Below are 14,826 nucleotides of genomic sequence, written 5' to 3' on the forward strand. Positions count from 1 at the left end.
CGGAGGACCCGTGCCTGACGACTTCGAGACCATGTGGCGAGACCTCGCCCCCGTCGGCCGGGCCGCCGGCGGTGGCTACTTCCGCCAGCCGTACGCCGCGGCGGAGCGCGAGCTGCGCGCGTGGTTCGCCGAGCAGTGCGAGGCGCGGGAGCTGGTGGTCGAGGCCGACGGCGACGGCAACCTGCTGGGCTGGTGGCACCCGCCGGGCGGCTCGGCCGACCGGGCGGTGCTCACCGGCTCCCACCTCGACTCCGTGCTCGACGGTGGGGCGTACGACGGCCCGCTCGGCGTGGTCTCGTCGCTCGCGGCGGTCGACCTGCTGCGCGAGCGCGGCGTGGCGCCCGCGCGCCCGCTCGCGGTGGCGGCCTTCGCGGAGGAGGAGGGGTCCCGCTTCGGGGTGGCCTGCCTGGGGTCGCGCCTGGCGGTCGGGGCCACGACGCCGGAGGCGGCCCGCGAGCTGCGCGACCGCGACGGCGTCGCCCTCCTCGACGCGATGGCCGCGGCGGGCGTGGAGCCCGGGCTGGGCCGCGCGTCCTGGCTCGACCGGGTGGGCTGCGCGGTCGAGCTGCACGTCGAGCAGGGGCGCGACCTGGTGCACCGGGAGCGCGCGGTCGGACTGGCGTCGGTGATGTGGCCCCACGGTCGGTGGCGCTTCGACTTCGCGGGCGAGGCCAACCACGCCGGCGCCACCCGGATGGAGGACCGGCACGACCCGATGCTGACCTACGCCATGACCGTGCTGGCGGCCAACAAGCAGGCCCGGCTGGCCGGCGCCCGGGCCACCTTCGGGCGCGTCGCGGTCGAGCCCAACGGCACCAACGCCGTGCCCTCGCTCGTGAGCGCCTGGCTCGACGCCCGTGCCGACACCTCGGCGTCGCTGGAGGAGCTGGTCGCGGGCGTCGCCCGCCAGGCCGGCGAGCGCGCCGAGCGTGACGGCACCCGGCTCGAGGTCACCCCCGAGTCGGTCTCGCCCGAGGTCGCCTTCGACGCCACCCTCACGGCCCGGCTCGCGGGGCTGCTCGGCGACGCCCCCGCGATCCCCTCCCTGGCCGGGCACGACGCCGGGGTGCTGGCCGCCGCGGGGGTGCCCACGGCGATGCTCTTCGTGCGCAACCCGACCGGGGTCTCGCACTCCCCGGCCGAGCACGCCGAGACGGTCGACTGCCTGCAGGGAGTGGTGGCGCTCGCCGACGCCCTCGAGGAGCTGCTGAGGTGACGGCGTACCTGCTGGAGCACGCGCTGCTCCCCGACGGCGAGGTGCACGCCGACGTGCCGGTGGAGGTCGCCGACGGGAGGATGGTCGCCGTCGGAGGCCCGCCGGTCGCGACGGTCACGTCTGTGCCCGGACTCACCCTGCCCGGGCTGGCCGACTGCCACAGCCACGCCTTCCACCGCGGGCTCCGTGGCCACGTGCAGCGCGAGCGGGGCTCCTTCTGGACCTGGCGGGAGCAGATGTACGCTTTGGCCGCGACGCTGACGCCGGAGTCGTACTTCACGCTCGCGCGCGAGACCTACGCCGAGATGCGGGCGACCGGCATCACCGCCGTGGGGGAGTTCCACTACCTGCACCACCAGCCCGACGGCACGCCCTACGCCGACCCGCACGCGATGAGCCGGGCCCTGCTCGCGGCGGCCGACGAGGCCGGGGTCCGGATCCGGCTGCTCGACGCCTGCTACCTCGCCGCCGGCTTCGGGCGCGAGCCCGAGGGCGTGCAGCGACGCTTCAGCGACGGCGACGCCGCCGCGTGGGCGGAGCGGGTGGCCGACCTCGACGACCCGCGCGTCGGCGTCGCGATCCACTCGGTGCGGGCCGTGCCGCCCGCCCAGCTGGCCACCGTGGTCGAGGCCGCCCGCGGCCGGCCGCTGCACGTGCACCTCTCGGAGCAGGTGGCCGAGAACGAGCAGTGCCTCGCCGCGACCGGCCTCACCCCCACCCAGCTGCTGGCCGAGACGGGCGCCCTGGGCCCCCTCACCACCGCCGTGCACGCGACGCACCTGACCGACGACGACGTGCGCCTCCTGGGTGAGAGCGGCACCCGGGTGTGCTTCTGTCCCACCACCGAGCGCGACCTCGCCGACGGCCTCGGACCGTCGCGCCGCTTGCACGAGGCGGGCGCGGTGCTCACGCTGGGCTCCGACAGCCACGCGGTGGTCGACCTCTTCGAGGAGATGCGGGCGGTGGAGATGCACGAGCGGCTCGCGACGCAGCGCCGCGGCCACTGGAGCGCGGCCGAGCTGCTCGCGGCCGCCACCCACGACGGCCACGCCTCCCTCGGCTTCGACGACGCGGGCCGGATCGAGGTCGGGGCGCGTGCCGAGCTGGTCACCGTCGCGCTCGACTCGGTGCGCACGCGGGGCACCGGGGCGAGCGCCGAGACGCTGGTCTTCGCGGCGTCGGCCGCCGACGTGACGCGGGTGACGACGCCGTGACGACCCTGCTCCTGACCGGCATCGCCGAGCTGGTCACCAACGACGCAGAGGCCGGGCACGACGCCACGCCCCTCGGCCTCGTCGAGGACGCCGCCGTGGTGGTCGAGGCGGGCCGCGTCGCGTGGGTCGGCCGCCGGGTCGAGGCGCCGGCCGCCGACGTCGCCCGCGACCTCGGGGGCCGCGCCGTGGTGCCGGGCTTCGTCGACTCCCACGCCCACCTTGTCTTCGCGGGTGATCGGGCGGCGGAGTTCGCGGCCCGCATGGCCGGCACGGCGTACGACGGGGGCGGCATCCGCACCACCGTCGCCGCGACCCGCGCGGCCACCGACGAGCAGCTCGAGGCCAACCTGCTGCGCTTGCTGGCCGAGATGCGCCGCCAGGGCACCACCACCGTCGAGGTCAAGAGCGGCTACGGCCTCACCGTGCACGACGAGGCCCGCTCGCTGGCGATCGCGCGCCGTCACACCGACGAGACGACCTTCCTCGGGGCGCACGTGGTGCCCCCTGAGCACGCCGACGACCCGGCGGCCTACGTCGACCTCGTGACCGGGGCCATGCTCGAGGCCTGCGCGCCGCACGCCCGCTGGGTCGACGCCTTCTGCGAGCGCGGCGCCTTCGACGTCGACCAGGCCCGCGCGGTGCTGGCGTCCGGGGCCGCGTCGGGGCTGCGCTGCCGGCTGCACGCCAACCAGCTCGGCCCGGGCCCGGGCGTCCGGCTGGCCTGCGAGCTCGGCCTGGTGGCCGTCGACCACTGCACCCACCTCGACGACGCCGACGTGGCGGCGCTGGCCGACTCGGGCACGGTCGCGACGCTGCTGCCGGGGGTCGAGTTCAGCACCCGCTCGCCCTACCCCGACGCCCGGCGGCTGCTCGACGCCGGCGTCACGGTCGCGCTGGCCAGCGACTGCAACCCCGGGTCCTGCTACACCTCCTCGATGCCGCTGTGCGTGGCCCTGGCGGTGCGCGAGATGCGGATGACGCCGGCCGAGGCGCTCTGGGCCGCCACCGCGGGAGGCGCGCTGGCGCTCGACCGCGACGACGTGGGCGTGCTGGCGCCGGGGCGCCGGGCCCACCTCGTCGTGCTCGACGCGCCGTCGCACCTCCACCTGGCCTACCGCCCCGGGGTGCCGCTGGTGGCCGAGGTGCTCGCCTGAGGCACCTCAGACGACCTCAGGCCGTGGGCGGGGCGGCGTACGGCGCGATCTGAGGCTTCGCCCGATGTGCCGGGGGCGGCTCAGGAGTGGCATGGGGGTCACACCGAGAGCAGAGGACGTGATCCCCATGTACAACTCCCTCGCCCTGGACGCGCTGCGCGTCGAGCACGAGCGTCGCCTGGCCGAGCTCACCCGCCGGCGCGGCCGGCCCGTCGGCACGGGTCGCCCCTGGGGGCGCCGTGCGCGATGATGCCGGACGTGCGTCACGACCGGGCCCGGGCCGAGCTCCTCGTCGGCCGTGACGCCGAGGTCGAGGCGCTGGTCGGGTACGCCGACGACGACACCACGCGGCTCGTGCTGGTACCCGGCGAGGCCGGGGTCGGCAAGACCCGGCTGCTGACCGAGGCCGTGCGCCGGTGGGAGCAGCAGGGCTGGCGCTGCGTGGTCGGCCACTGCCTCGACCTCGGCGAGGGCACCATGCCCTACCTCCCCTTCGCCGAGATCGCCCGCGGCACCGACGCGGCGCCGTGGGGCCGCGACGGCGCGCTCGACCGCGGCGCGGTGGCCGACGGCGTCCGGGCCATGCTCGACGGGCTCGCCGCCGAGGCGCCGCTCGCCGTCGTCGTCGAGGACGTGCACTGGGCCGACGCCAGCACCCGCGACCTGCTCAGCTTCCTGCTGGCCACCCAGCTCACCGGTCGGGTGCTGCTGGTGGCCACCTACCGCTCCGACGAGATGCACCGCCAGCACCCGCTGCGCGCCCAGGTCGCCGAGTGGGTACGCCGCCCCGGCGTGCAGCGCCTGGCCCTCGAGCCGCTGCCGGCGGGGGCCGTGAGGCGGATGGTCGGCGAGCTGGCGGGGGACCTGGCCGGGGAGGCGCCCGCGGCCGACGCCGTCGACCGGATCGTGCAGCGGGCCCAGGGCAACGCCTTCTACGTCGAGGAGCTGGTCGCCGCCCTGGCCGCGGGCGAGCGCGACCTGCCCGACGACCTCGCCCAGCTGCTGCTCGTGCGGCTCGACCGGCTCGGCGAGCCGGCCCGCCAGCTGGTGCGGGTGGCGGCCGTCGCCGGCCAGCGGGTGCCGCACGACCTGCTGGCCGCCGTCGCCCCCGACCCCGACGGGCTCGACGCCGCGCTGCGCGAGGCGCTCGACGCCCACGTGCTGGTGCGCAGCGGCGAGAGCGAGTACGCCTTCCGGCACGCGCTGCTCGGCGAGGCGGCGTACGACGACCTGCTTCCGGGCGAGCGCACCCGGCTGCACACGGCGTACGCCGCCGCGGTCCGCGAGCTGCGCGGGAGCCGCGGCGCGCCCGAGCTGGCGCGGCACGCCCTGGCCTCGCACGACCTGCCGGCGGCGCTGCTGGCCAGCGTCGAGGCGGCCGCCCTCGCGATGGCGGCGGGCGGCCCCGAGGAGGCTGCCCGGCACCTGCGCACCGCGCTCGACCTGCACCCCCGGGTGGCCCCCGGCATGGCCGACGCGCCGCCCGAGGAGGACCTGGTGCTGCGCGCGGTGGAGGCGCTGGTGGCGGCGGGTCGTCCCGAGCGGGCGGCGGCGCTGGCCGGGCAGCACGTCGCGGCGGCCACCGACCGCGAGCCGCGGCGCCGCGCGGTGCTGCTGCTGGCGCACCTCGACGCGATGCGCGCCACCGAGGCCGTCGCGCACCCCGTGGAGGTCAGCGCGGAGGCGCTCGCGCTGCTGGGCCCCGAGCCCACCCCGCTGCGGGCGCGGGTGCTCGCGGCGCACGCACTCGCGCTGATCTGGGAGGACCGCCACGCCGAGGTGCTCCCGAGCGCCGAGGAGGCGCTGGCGCTGGCCGACGAGCTCGGCCTGCCCCACGTGGCCTCCGACGCCCGGCTGTCGCTGACGTGGGTGCAGCAGCGCCTCGGCCGCGGCGAGAGCGCGGTGGCGGAGGTGCGGCGCATCGTGGCGCAGGCGCGCGCCGACGGCGACGTCTACGCCGAGGGGCGGGGCCTGACCCGACTGGCCTTCATCGCCGCCGAGGCCGGCCGGCTGGAGGAGGCGCAGCAGCACTTCGTCGACACCGTGCGCGTGGGCCGCGAGTCGGGTCGGCGGTGGAGCACCATGGCGGTCGTCGGTCGGACCCTGGCGGGCCTGATGGCCTTCCAGCGCGGCGAGTGGGACGAGGCGCTCGCCCTCGTCGACCACCGCGACGAGGACCCGCCGCCGACGCCCCGGGCCCTGCTCGACAGCGTGGCGATGGTGGTGCGGGGCGCGCGGGGCGACGTCGACGCGCTCCGGCTGCTCCCGGCGGTGCGCGAGCGGTGGCGCGACGACGGGCTCACCGGCACCTGGTCCTCGCACGCCGCGATCCAGCTCCGGGGGTGGCAGGAGGGACCGTGGGCCGCGCTGGCGGCGTACGACGAGGTGGTGCGGGTCTTCGCGCCGCTGTGGGGTGACCGCTTCGACGCCATGGTGCGGCTCGGCGCGCTGACCCTGGCGGCGCTCGCCGACGCCGCGCGCCGCGCGCCGACGGGTGAGCGGGAGGAGCTGCGTGCGGCGGCCGACCGGGTCGTCGCCGACGTCGACCGCGTGCGCGACGGGTGGGTCGCCGACGACTGGACGCCGGGGGTCGAGGGGCGCGCCTGGGCGGCCCGGGTCGGGGCCGAGCGGCTGCGCCTCGACTGGCAGCTGGGCGACGAGGTCGACCTCGCCGCCCTGGAGTCCGCCTGGCGCGAGAGCACCCGGCTCTTCGACGAGCTCGGCTGGGTCGAGGAGGCCGCCCGGTCGCGAGCCCGGCTCGGCGCGGTGCTGCGGGCCGCCGGCCGCGGGGAGGAGACCCAGCGGGAGGCGCGGGCCGCGCTGCACGCCGCGCGCGAGGTGGCGGTGCGGCTGGGCGCCGCACCCCTGCTGGAGGAGGTGGGCGAGCGAGCCCCGTCGGCCGACCTGCTGACGCCGCGCGAGCACGAGATCCTCGCCCTCGTGGCCGACGGGCGCAGCAACCCCGAGATCGGCACCCGGCTCTTCATCTCCGCCAAGACCGTCTCGGTGCACGTCTCCAACCTGATGGCCAAGCTGGGCGCCGGGAGCCGCACCGAGGCCGCCGCCCTCGCCCGCCGCGCCGGCCTGCTCGACCCCTGAGGGGCGGCGGCCGGCCCCCGGTGGCGGCGGCGGAATGCATCCGCCAGGATCGGGAACGCCATCACGTACGGCGCCCCGCCGGGCGCCGCGCACCCACTTCAGGAGGACACCATGGACCAGGGCCTGGGCGACGACGAGATCGAGACCACCCCGACCGCCGGGAGCACGCCGAGCGCGGCCGACGCCGACGGCACCGACGGCGACGCGACCGACGGCGACGGTGACGCCACCGACACCACCGACGGGGACGCCAGCGACGGCGACGCGACCGACGGTGACGGTGACGCGACCGACACCACCGACGGCGACGCGAGCGACGGCGACGCCACCGACGGGTGAGCGCGCTCGACCTGCTCAGCGGTGACGCCCGGGCCTTCTGCGAGAAGGTCTGGGCGTCCCGGGTGCACCTCCACCACACCGAGCCCGAGCGGCTGGTCGGCCTGCTCTCCTTCGACGACGTCGACCACCTGCTGACCAGCACGGCCATCCGGACCCCTGCGGTGCGCCTGGCCCAGGACGGGGCTGTGCTCGCCGCCTCCCGCTACACCCGGGGCGCCACGCTGCAGGGCCAGCCGCTCACCGGGCTGGTCGACGCCCGCAAGGTGCTCGACCTCTTCGAGGGCGGGGCCACCGTGGTGCTGCAGGGCCTGCACCGCTACTGGCCGCCGCTCTCGCGCCTCTGCGCGGAGCTCGAGCTGGAGCTCGGCCACCCGACGCAGGCCAACGCCTACCTCACCCCGCCCGGCTCGCAGGGCTTCGCCGTGCACAGCGACACCCACGACGTCTTCGTCTTCCAGACCCACGGCTCCAAGCGGTGGGAGGTGCACCCGCCCGACGGGGAGGGCGAGGTGCAGGACGTGTTGCTCGAGCCCGGGCTCGCGATGTACCTGCCCACCGGCACCCCGCACGCCGCGCGGGCGCAGGACACCGTCTCGCTGCACGTGACCCTCGGCATCAACCAGCACACGTGGTCGACGCTGCTCGACCGCGCCGTGCGCCGTGCCCGCGGCGCCGTCGACGACACCGGCCACCTGCCCGCGGGCCACCTCGAGCAGCCGTCGCTGCTGGCCGAGGGCCTCGCCTCGCGCCTGGAGCAGCTGGCCGCGGCGCTGCGCGAGACCGACCCCGTCGACGTGGTGGCGGCCCACCAGACCGACTTCGTGGAGCACCGCGTCACCCCGCTGCGCGGCGGGCTGCTCGACCGGGTCTCGCTCGCCGACCTGGCTCACGACACGCCGCTGCGGCGGCGTCCGGGCAAGCCCTGCGTCGTGCGCCGCGTCGGCGACCGTCTCGAGCTCTCGCTCGGCGACCGTCGCGTCACGGTGCCCGCCCGCATCGAGGACGCGGTCGAGCGGCTGCGCGCGGTGCTGACCGAGCCGTCCTTCACGCCGGCGGCGCTCGGCATGGACGAGCGCTCCGACCTGGTGCTGGCCCGCCGGCTGGTGCGCGAGGGACTCCTCGAGGTGGTCCGCTGACTGCCGTCCCTCCGGCCGCCTTCCGCTGCACGGCGGCCTCGCTCTCCCGCGGCGACGACCTCGCGGGCACGGCCACCCACGTCAACGGCGTGGTGCTGGTCGAGCACGACGGCCCCTGGGGCGAGGTCGCGCTGCGCGACGCGCGCCTCGACGCCCCGGTGCGCGCGCACCTCTCGGGCCACCGCGGCCTGAAGGTGCTGCTGGTCCGCCGCCACCGGCGCCCCGACCGCCTCGGCGGGTGCCGGGTCTTCGTCTGGACGCCGGGCCGCTCGCTGCTCACCGCCTCCTTCGAGCGGCACGCCGACCTGCTCGACCTCGACGTCGCGGCGGTGGCGCGCCGCGAGGCGCCGGCCGGGCTCGTCGCCCACCCCGATCCGGTGTACGCCGTGTGCACGCACGGCCGCCACGACGCCTGCTGCGCCGAGCGCGGTCGTCCGGTCGCGCGGGCGCTCAGCGAGGTCCGGCCCGACCAGACCTGGGAGGTCTCCCACATGGGTGGCGACCGCTACGCCGGCAACCTGCTGGTGCTGCCGCACGGTCTCTACTACGGGCGCGTCACGCCCGAGACCGCGCCGGGCATCGCGGCGGCGTACGACCGCGGCGAGGTCGACCTGGCCCACCTGCGCGGCCGCAGCTCGCGTGCGATGGCCGTGCAGTACGCCGAGATCGCGCTGCGCCGCCACCTCGAGGAGCCCCGGCTGGCGGCGCTGCGCCTGGTCGCCCGCGACGACGCCACCACCGAGTGGCAGCACGGCGACACCCGGTGGCGGGTGCGGGTCTCCCGCAGCCTGGGTGCCCCCGACCAGCTCACCTGCGGAGCCGCCCGCCTCAACCCGGTGCCGTCGTACGCCGTCGAGGAGCTCGTCCGGCTCGCGTGACCGGTCCGGTCACGCCGCCCGTGCCACCAGGGGCAGCCGCGAGCGCGTGAGCAGGCCCACGACGGCGGCGGTGAGCAGCGGCAGCACCACGACCAGCCCCAGCACGAGCAGCCAGGGCACGTCGAGGAAGGGTCCGGTCACGGGCGGTGCGCCGCTGACGACGTCACCGCCCTCGACGGTCCAGCCCCCGTCGGCCCCCTGCGAGGTCAGCGGCACCGCCACGGCCAGCCCGGGCACCAGGCCGACGACCGCCCCGAGCGCGGCGCCGACGAAGCCCACCACGAAGGCGTAGGAGGCGGCGATCCCGCGTCGCGCCCGTGGTGAGGCGCCCACGGCCGCGAGCGTGGCGAGGTCGGGCCGGGCGTCGGAGAGCGCCAGGAAGGTCGCGGTGAGCGTCCCGCCGAGCACCAGCACCGCTCCCAGCGCGAAGAGCACCAGCAGCACGATGACGTCCTCGTCGTCGGCCTGGTAGCCGCGCTCGACGTAGAAGGAGCCCTGCATCCCGAGGGCCGCGACGCCCTCGCTGACGGCCTCCTCCTGCGCGTCGCCGATCGGCGCCCCGTCGACCACCAGGCCGACGGTCCGGGTCGGACCGAGCTCGCGCGCCAGCTCCGGCGGCAGCAGCAGCTGCGCCGGGGCGGTGGCCGCGCCCACCGCGACGTAGGTCGCGGGCAGCGTCCGCTGCGCCACCCGCGAGGTGGTGCCGTCGTCCTCGACCCGCTCGACCCGCACCCGCACCGTGTCGCTGTCACCGGTCTGGTCGGCGAAGACGACCGCCCGCCCGTCCGCGAGCGCCGTACGGACCCGCTCGAGGGTGGCCGCGGAGAGTCCGGGCGCCGCCGCGAGTGCCTCGTCGCCGACCAGCTCGGAGCCGCCCAGCGCGGAGCCGTAGGAGGAGAGCACCGGCACGCTGCTGCCCGGACGGCTCACCTCGGTGTAGGAGTTGCCGTCGTCCTGGCCCAGCCCGACGACGGCTGTCGTCCGCGCCTCCGGCAGGGCACGCTCGACGACGGTCTCGGCCGCCTCCCAGGAGCCCGGCAGGGGCTCGCCGGTCTCGCTCCAGCCGGGCGTGACCACCCCGCTGCCCATCGCCAGCGAGGGCTGGTAGGTGCTCCTGCTCTCCAGGGCGTCGCTGCTCGCGCCGATGCCGAGCGTGACGACGCCCGCGACCGTCGCCGCGACCGCGGCCACCGCCGGGGCGGTGCGCGAGCGCTGGCGGGCTGCGTCGCGCACGGCGTACCGCACGACCAGCGGGAGCCGTCGCGCCAGCCTGCCGAGCAGCGCCAGCACCAGGGGCACGAGCAGCACGGTGCCGAGCACGCAGAGCACGGCCGCGAAGGCGATGAAGAGCTCGCTGCCCCGCGTGAGGGCGCCGTACGCCGACCCCGCGACGCCGAGGGCCAGCAGCAGCGTGCCGACGACGGGGGAGACACGCGAGGGGCGCGCCTCGCCGCGACGACCCGCCAGCACGGCGACGACGTCCTGCCGCGCGACCATCACCGCCGGGGCGAGCGCGGCGAGCAGGGCGCTCAGCAGCCCGAAGGCGAGCACGGCGAGGACCGGCAGCCAGGGCACGTCGAAGGGTCCGAGCCACGAGGCGGAGAGCCGCTGCACCAGGGGCATCGCCGCCGCGGCGAGGGCGAGACCGAGCAGCACGCCGCCGACGGCCGCGACCGAGCCCAGCACCACGGCGGTGGCGAGCAGCGAGCGCCGGACCTGCGCCGGCGTCGCGCCGCTGCTCGACATCAGCGCGAGGCTGCGGGCCTGGCGCTTGGCGCCCACCGCGAAGGCGGGTCCGGCGAGCAGGACCACCTCGAGGAGGACCATCGCGACCACGAGTGCGACCACGGCCACGATCACCGGGTCGGTGGTCCCCGTGACGCCGAGCTCGTCGGGGAGCTGGTCGGCCGGCGGAGGATCGAGCACCACCGAGCGCGACACCACGACGGCCCCGGCCCGGTTGAGCCCGCGCACCTCGGACCAGGTGACGGGGTCGCCCCCCACCAGCCAGCTGCGGAGGCCGCTCGTGTCGATGCCGAGGCTGCCGAGTGGCCCCGCGGCCACCGGGGAGCTGCGCACCGTCGTCGACTCCGCGACGCCGACCACCCGGGGCGAGGGGCCCCCCTCCGCCGCCGGCTCGAGCCGGTCGCCCACCGCGAGGCCGAGGCGGTCGAGCAGGGCCTGGTTGGCCACGACCTCCCCGGGGCCCGAGGGCCAGCGGCCGGAGGTGAGGTCGAAGAGGCCCCGGGTGAGCGGGTCGCCCAGGTCGAGCTCGGTCGTCTCCACCGGGGCGGCCCCGTCGTCGCTGACGAAGCGCGCCTGCGACTGCCTCAGCTCGGTCGTGGGCGCGCCACCGAGGCGACGGGAGAGGTCTGCCGCGTCGAGCGGGCGCTGCGGGGCGGGACCCTCGGTGATGAGGGCGCCCTGGTCGGGGTCGGCACCTTGGACGACGCGCCCGATGTCGGGGGAGACGTCCACGCGCGCCTGGGCGGTCCCGAGACGCCGGTCGATGCCCTCGGCGCCGGAGACCTGCGTGGTGGCCACGACGACCGCGCTGGCGGTGACGGCCAGCACCGGGAGCGCGATGAGCACGAGCACCAGCAGGCTGCGTCCCTTGGAGCGCCAGGCCTCGCGACGGGCGACGCGCAGCGGCAGGGCCCAGCGCGCGGCGAGGCGGCCGGTCATCGCAGGCTCGGCTCGAGCAGCGCCGTCGGCGGCAGCGGGCTGGACTCGTCGACCACGACGCCGTCGCGCAGGAAGACCACGCGGTCGGCCCACGCGGCGTGCCGCGCCTCGTGCGTCACCATCACCGCCGCGGTGCCGGCGTCGCACCGTGCGCGCAGCATCCGCAGCACCTCCTCGCCCGTCTCGCTGTCGAGCGCCCCGGTGGGCTCGTCGGCCAGGACCAGTCGCCGCTCGCCCACCACCGCCCGCGCGATGGCGACGCGCTGCTGCTGCCCGCCCGACATCTGGTCGGGGAAGCGGTCGGCGAGCTCCTCGATCCCGAGCTCGCCGAGCGCGGCGAGGGCCGCCCCCCGCGCGGCCCTCGCCCTCACGCCGTCGAGCTCGAGCGGCAGCGCGGCGTTCTCGGCCGCGGTGAGCGCGGGCACCAGGTTGAAGTCCTGGAAGACGTAGCCCACCGACGTTCGCCGCAGCCGCGCCCGGCCCGCCCGGTCGAGCCCACCCAGGTCGCGACCCTCGACGCACACGGTGCCGCTGGTGGGGGAGTCCAGCCCGCCCGCGATCGTGAGCAGCGTCGACTTGCCCGACCCCGACGGCCCCATCACCGCGACGAGCTCGCCGGGGTAGACCGCCAGGGAGACGCCGCGCAGGGCCTGCACCTCCGTGGCCGCCTGCCCGTGCACGCGGTGCACGTCGTCGAGCCGCAGCACCGCGGTGCCCGCGGCGTTCACCGGGCACCGCCCGGGGTCTCGACAGGCTCGACCGACGAGGACGGCTCGACCGACGAGGACGGCTCGACCGACGAGGACGGCGTGCGGCGGGCGCGGTCGATCTCGGCGCGGCGCAGCCGGGTCTCGCAGTGGTCGAGCCAGCGGATCTCCGACTCGGCGGCGAAGACCAGCGAGTCGAGCACGAGGGTCCACGCGAGCTCGGCGGGGTCGTCGACCGCCGCGCGCGCCTTGAGCCGGGTGTACTCCTGGAGCGCGGTCATCGTCGCCGAGCGCTGCTGCTGGATCATCGCGCCGACGTCGACGCCCGGCACCGTCACGGCGACCGCCAGCTTGATCGCCAGCTCGTCGCGGGCCGGCTGGCTGCGGGCGACGGGGGTGGCGAACCACTCGCCGACCGCCGCCGTGCCCGCGGGCGTCGCGGCGTACATCCGGTGCCCCTCGCCGTCGTCGCCCCGGGCCTCCACCAGGCCGTCGCGCTCCAGGCGCGCCAGGGTGCTGTAGACCTGCCCGACGTTGAGCGGCCATGTGCCGCCGGTGCGCCGCTCGAACTCCGCCCGGAGCTGGTAGCCGTACATCGGCCCCTCCTCCAGCAGTGCCAGCAGCGAGTGCCTGACCGACATGGGTCCCCCCGGGTTCTCGTGGCCGCCCGACGCGACCATACCGGGTATGCATACCACGTATGCAGTGCCTCATGCGAGGGATCTGCGCGGTGGTTCGTGTTTCCACCACTTCGTGGGGGGTAAGTAGCCAGAGGCATTCACGAGGTGTCTCGTGGCCCTGACGTTCCTCGACAAGAAGCGCAGCGTGGCCGGACCCGGCTACAGCAAGTGGCTGATCCCCCCGGCGGCGCTGTGCGTGCACCTGTCGATCGGGCAGGTCTACGCCTTCTCGGTCTTCAAGAACTCCCTGGTGGAGCGCTTCGACACCTCGGGCACGGCGATCGCGTGGATCTTCTCGATCTCGATCGTGATGCTCGGCCTCTCGGCGGCGGTGCTCGGCACCTGGGTCGAGCGCAGCGGACCCCGCAAGGCGATGTTCGCCTCCGCGATGTGCTGGTCCACCGGCTTCCTGGTGGGCTCGCTCGGCATCGCCACCGGTCAGCTGTGGCTGCTCTACCTCGGCTACGGCGTCATCGGCGGCATCGGCCTGGGCATCGGCTACATCTCGCCGGTCTCCACGCTGATCAAGTGGTTCCCCGACCGTCCCGGCCTCGCCACCGGCATGGCGATCATGGGCTTCGGCGGTGGCGCGCTCATCGCCTCGCCGCTGTCGACCGCGCTGCTCACCCTCTACGGTGGCAGCGCCGACAGCGCCGGCGCCTCGGCCCTGGCCAGCACCTTCCTGACCCTGGGCGCGGTCTACCTCGTCTTCATGCTCATCGGTGCCTCCCTCGTCCGCGTGGCCCCCGGTCACGAGGACGACGAGAAGGCCGAGCACCAGCCGGGCCGCAACGGCGCGCTGGTGCGGGCCAACGAGGCGGTCAAGACCCGGCAGTTCTGGGCGCTGTGGGTGATCCTCTTCTGCAACGTCGCGGCCGGCATCGGCATCCTCGAGCAGGCCGCCCCCATGATCCAGGACTTCTTCCGCGGCGAGGGCGGCGAGAGCAGCGTGAGCGCGGCCGAGGCCGCCGGCTTCGTCGGCATGCTGAGCCTGGCCAACATGGCCGGCCGCTTCGTCTGGTCGAGCCTCTCCGACAAGGTCGGCCGCAAGCCGACCTACATGATGTACCTCGGCGTGGGCGGCGTGCTCTACGCGCTCATGGCCACGCTCGGCCAGACCAGCGTCGGCCTCTTCGTCGTCCTGGCCCTGGTCATCCTCAGCTACTACGGCGGCGGCTTCGCCACCATCCCGGCCTACCTCAAGGACATGTTCGGCACGCTCGAGGTGGGCGCCATCCACGGCCGGCTGCTCACGGCGTGGGCCGCGGCCGGCGTGATGGGCCCGCTCATCGTCAACGGCTTCCTCGACGCCGCCGGCACGCCCGGTCAGCTGGTCGCCTCCGACTACTACCCGGCGCTGCTGACGATGGTGGCGCTCCTCGGCGTCGGCTTCGTCGCCAACCTCACGGTGACGCCGGTCGCGGAGAAGCACGTCGACCACGACGTCGCGGGCGCCTCGGAGCAGGACGCCGCACCGGCCCACACCACGGGAGGCACCCGATGACCCAGACGCCGCAGACACCGCAGACCGCCTCGTCGGGGCACGCTCCGGGGAGCGGGTCCACCACCCCGCCGTTGGTCATCGCGGGCGCCTGGACCCTGGTCGGAGTCCCCCTGGCCTACGGCCTGTGGCAGACCCTGATCAAGGCCGCCCAACTGCTCGGCTGAGCGGCGGCGAGACGGCTCTCGCCCCGGCCGTCGTCTCCGGGCAGACTGCC

At 76.3% G+C, this 14,826-nt stretch carries 13 protein-coding genes; 10 read left to right on the top strand and 3 right to left on the bottom strand.

Going from position 1 to position 14,826, the window contains the following annotated elements; all coding sequences use genetic code 11:
* Nucleotides 1-10 precede the first annotated feature (10 nt).
* The 8 genes from IG63_RS0108040 to IG63_RS23010 all read left to right on the top strand — a co-directional run bounded on the left by IG63_RS0108040 (nt 11) and on the right by IG63_RS23010 (nt 9,036).
* Nucleotides 11-1,216 (top strand): allantoate amidohydrolase, encoded by a 1,206-nt coding sequence (locus IG63_RS0108040; RefSeq protein ID WP_245604364.1) that lies wholly within the window; start codon nt 11-13, stop codon nt 1,214-1,216.
* The gene (locus IG63_RS0108045; protein ID WP_051706371.1) at nt 1,213-2,430 is read left to right on the top strand and encodes a formimidoylglutamate deiminase; all 1,218 of its coding nucleotides are present in this window, start codon (nt 1,213-1,215) and stop codon (nt 2,428-2,430) included. Before IG63_RS0108040 ends, IG63_RS0108045 begins: the two co-directional genes overlap by 4 nt.
* Entirely contained in the window at nt 2,427-3,584 is a 1,158-nt protein-coding gene (hutI, locus tag IG63_RS0108050) for an imidazolonepropionase (protein WP_030483864.1), read from the top strand. The genes IG63_RS0108045 and hutI overlap by 4 nt, the downstream gene beginning before the upstream one ends.
* A gap of 118 nt (nt 3,585-3,702) precedes the next feature.
* On the top strand, nt 3,703-3,834 hold the full coding sequence (locus tag IG63_RS23805) for a hypothetical protein (protein ID WP_281174277.1): 132 nt from the start codon (nt 3,703-3,705) through the stop codon (nt 3,832-3,834).
* 8 nt (nt 3,835-3,842) lie between these two features.
* A complete protein-coding gene (locus IG63_RS0108060; protein ID WP_169741776.1) occupies nt 3,843-6,683 on the top strand; it encodes a helix-turn-helix transcriptional regulator in 2,841 nt (946 codons plus the stop codon).
* Between the two features lie 111 nt (nt 6,684-6,794).
* Nucleotides 6,795-7,022 carry a hypothetical protein gene (locus tag IG63_RS0108065; protein WP_030483866.1) on the top strand — a complete coding sequence of 76 codons (228 nt, stop codon included), beginning with the start codon at nt 6,795-6,797 and terminating at the stop codon, nt 7,020-7,022.
* Entirely contained in the window at nt 7,019-8,158 is a 1,140-nt protein-coding gene (locus tag IG63_RS0108070) for a cupin domain-containing protein (protein WP_030483867.1), read from the top strand. Before IG63_RS0108065 ends, IG63_RS0108070 begins: the two co-directional genes overlap by 4 nt.
* An 89-nt stretch (nt 8,159-8,247) precedes the next feature.
* On the top strand, nt 8,248-9,036 hold the full coding sequence (locus IG63_RS23010; protein ID WP_051706372.1) for a ferredoxin family protein: 789 nt from the start codon (nt 8,248-8,250) through the stop codon (nt 9,034-9,036).
* A 9-nt stretch (nt 9,037-9,045) separates the two neighbouring features.
* On the opposite strand, the gene IG63_RS0108080 is transcribed toward IG63_RS23010, so the two are convergent.
* The 3 genes from IG63_RS0108080 to IG63_RS0108090 are packed head-to-tail and all read right to left on the bottom strand — an operon-like array spanning nt 9,046 to nt 13,069.
* Nucleotides 9,046-11,721: an FtsX-like permease family protein gene (locus IG63_RS0108080; RefSeq protein WP_030483868.1), complete on the bottom strand. Its 2,676-nt coding sequence runs from the start codon at nt 11,719-11,721 to the stop codon at nt 9,046-9,048.
* A complete protein-coding gene (locus IG63_RS0108085; protein ID WP_030483869.1) occupies nt 11,718-12,449 on the bottom strand; it encodes an ABC transporter ATP-binding protein in 732 nt (243 codons plus the stop codon). The genes IG63_RS0108080 and IG63_RS0108085 overlap by 4 nt, the downstream gene beginning before the upstream one ends.
* Nucleotides 12,446-13,069 carry a PadR family transcriptional regulator gene (locus tag IG63_RS0108090; RefSeq protein WP_030483870.1) on the bottom strand — a complete coding sequence of 208 codons (624 nt, stop codon included), beginning with the start codon at nt 13,067-13,069 and terminating at the stop codon, nt 12,446-12,448. The genes IG63_RS0108085 and IG63_RS0108090 overlap by 4 nt, the downstream gene beginning before the upstream one ends.
* 151 nt (nt 13,070-13,220) lie before the next feature.
* Here IG63_RS0108090 and IG63_RS0108095 point away from each other — a divergent pair, with 151 nt between their 5' ends.
* Entirely contained in the window at nt 13,221-14,612 is a 1,392-nt protein-coding gene (locus IG63_RS0108095) for an L-lactate MFS transporter (protein WP_030483871.1), read from the top strand.
* A complete protein-coding gene (locus IG63_RS22605) occupies nt 14,609-14,776 on the top strand; it encodes an MFS transporter small subunit (RefSeq protein ID WP_157210074.1) in 168 nt (55 codons plus the stop codon). The genes IG63_RS0108095 and IG63_RS22605 overlap by 4 nt, the downstream gene beginning before the upstream one ends.
* The last annotated feature ends 50 nt before the right edge of the window (nt 14,777-14,826 follow it).

Source organism: Nocardioides aequoreus, from assembly GCF_000720335.1.
GTDB lineage: Bacteria > Actinomycetota > Actinomycetes > Propionibacteriales > Nocardioidaceae > Marmoricola > Marmoricola aequoreus.

Excerpts from the sequence above, each read along its gene's own strand:
- IG63_RS22605 (WP_157210074.1), top strand. The coding sequence starts at position 14,609 with ATGACCCAGACGCCGCAGACACCGCAGACCGCCTCGTCGGGGCACGCT.
- IG63_RS0108090 (WP_030483870.1), bottom strand. The coding sequence starts at position 13,069 with ATGTCGGTCAGGCACTCGCTGCTGGCACTGCTGGAGGAGGGGCCGATG.
- IG63_RS0108065 (WP_030483866.1), top strand. The coding sequence starts at position 6,795 with ATGGACCAGGGCCTGGGCGACGACGAGATCGAGACCACCCCGACCGCC.
- IG63_RS0108080 (WP_030483868.1), bottom strand. The coding sequence starts at position 11,721 with ATGACCGGCCGCCTCGCCGCGCGCTGGGCCCTGCCGCTGCGCGTCGCC.